Below are 2,298 nucleotides of genomic sequence, written 5' to 3' on the forward strand. Positions count from 1 at the left end.
GTACAATTTAGTGGCTATCCTATAAACTTTGTTAAAGAGAATAAAACATTAACATCTAAGCATTTGAAACTTTATATAGCAAATGATTAAAATTGTTTCATATTTTCATAGAGCATTGGTTAGATTTAGAAATTTTGAAACTTAGCGGTTCTGAAAATTATCACATGAAATTAATAAAGAAGTCTATATACAGATTATAACCAGTATATAGACTTCTTTATATATTTATTATTATGGTTTTAGAATTACTTTAATATTATTATCTTTTTTCTGATCGAAAATATCATACGCTTGTTTTGCATCTTCTAAAGGCATGGTATGAGTTATAATTTCTGTTGGATCAAAAACCTCATTTTTAATCATTTCATATAATTTTGGCATTTGATGAATAACTGGCGCTTGTCCACTTTTTACTTGGACATCTCTATTGAAAATTAAATCTATTGGAAAATTGTCTGCAGGTGTACCGTAAATACCAGTTAATTGAATCGTTCCAAATTTTCTTACTGATTCAGCTGCTGTAATAATGGGACTAATGTTACCTCGTTGCGCTGAATTTGAACTTATCTCTAAATCATCTTGAGCAACTTGGCCATCCATTCCAACACAATCTATAACGACATCTGCACCACCGCGTGTGCTTTCATGAAGTAATTTTCCTATATTATCTTCTTTAGAAAAATTATATACTTCAGCGCCATTGGATTTTTTGGCATGGTTTAATCTATGTTCTACATTGTCAATGGCAATAACACGTTCAGCGCCTTTTAATTTAGCAAATTTTTGTGCCATTAAACCGATTGGGCCACAACCGAGAACAATAACGGTATCTCCAGATTTTACGCCTGCATGTTCAACACTCCAATAAGCTGTTGGGACCACATCAGATAAAAATAATACTTGTTCGTCTTTCAAATCACTATCTGGAACTTTGAAAGAGGAGAAATCGGCAAATGGGACTCTCAAATACTCTGCTTGACCTCCCCAGTGGTTTCCGTGCATGCCACCAAAACCGAAGAGTCCACCATTATTCATTTTCCAACTTGCCGGTGATGGATTAGAATTATCACACTGAGACTCCATTTCATTATTACAATAGAAACAATCGCCACAACCTATGTTAAAAGGTATAACTACTCTATCTCCCTTTTTTAAGGTTTTAACCTCTTTTCCTACTTCTTCTACAATTCCCATTGGCTCATGTCCAATAACAAAATCAGGATCCATAAATAAATCACCTTGATGGTAAAGATGTAAATCAGAACCACATATACCTGAAGCTGTTATTTTTATAATTGCATCCGTTGATTCTTCTATTATTGGATCATGTACTTCACGCACTTCCATATTTTTATGACCTTGATAAGTAACTGCTTTCATTTGTACCATCCTCCTCTAAAGATTTTACCCTTGGTATTATAATGTAAACTCAGAGGAATAAATTGATTTATTACTCTTTTCAGAAAATTGTTAGTTCATATGTAGCAAAATGCCAAACATCGTATTTATTTAGCCAAAATTAATTAAAAAGTAATTATAGATAAGTTTAATACACGTAAGCAATATACTATACTAGAATAAAATTAAAGATTTACCTAAAAGTAACTATACAGTTTTGAACCATTTATAAGTAATTGCTGATTTTAAAGAAGAATTTGTGTGTTTTCTTAAACCGAAATAAAAATCTGAAAAGCGAAGGATTTTAATGTTTATTGCTTTTAAAAGCTGATAATTTAAATGCACATTATGTTATTGCTACTTTTTGGGAAATTAAGTTACTTACAAACTATGGCAAGATTCTCGAAAATATAAAGTACCTCTTAAGAAAAGAGAGATAAAAAATGTATAGATCAAGATATATTCGTTAACGAGCATGTTTTGAAATGGTTAAGACACTCTTTATAAAGAAGTATCTTTTTTATACTACTTTATAGCTTAAAAATTTTGAAAAATTTGTTTAATTTTCATACTTACTTTTTTTCGGTGTAGTTACAGCTACGACAGCTATAATAATAAATAGTCCGCCTACTAGTTGATAGTATCCAAAGGATTCATTTAACCAAGTAATTGAAATGATGATTGCAACAAGAGGTTCTATACTGGATAAAATGCTCGTTTCAGATGGGGATAAATACTTTAAACTTCCGATATAAAGAAGAAATGAAAGAGTTCCACTTATAATCACACCTAATAACATAACAGTTGTTGTGATTGTTAAGCTTTCAATAAAACTTTGAATACTTAAATTTAAATTTAATAAAAAGGAAAATACACCTGCGATTAACATCCCCCACCCAA

At 30.7% G+C, this 2,298-nt stretch carries 2 protein-coding genes; both read right to left on the reverse strand.

The window, feature by feature from the left end:
- Positions 1-231 precede the first annotated feature (231 nt).
- Entirely contained in the window at positions 232-1,380 is a 1,149-nt protein-coding gene (locus tag ACF91D_RS29860) for an alcohol dehydrogenase catalytic domain-containing protein (protein WP_011303359.1), read from the reverse strand.
- 577 nt (positions 1,381-1,957) lie between these two features.
- Positions 1,958-2,298 (reverse strand): EamA family transporter (locus ACF91D_RS29865; protein ID WP_392438340.1); only part of this gene is annotated, 341 nt, incomplete at its 5' end.

The sequence above is a fragment of the Staphylococcus sp. 231237_7MaSpsaltlick genome (genome assembly GCF_043107035.1).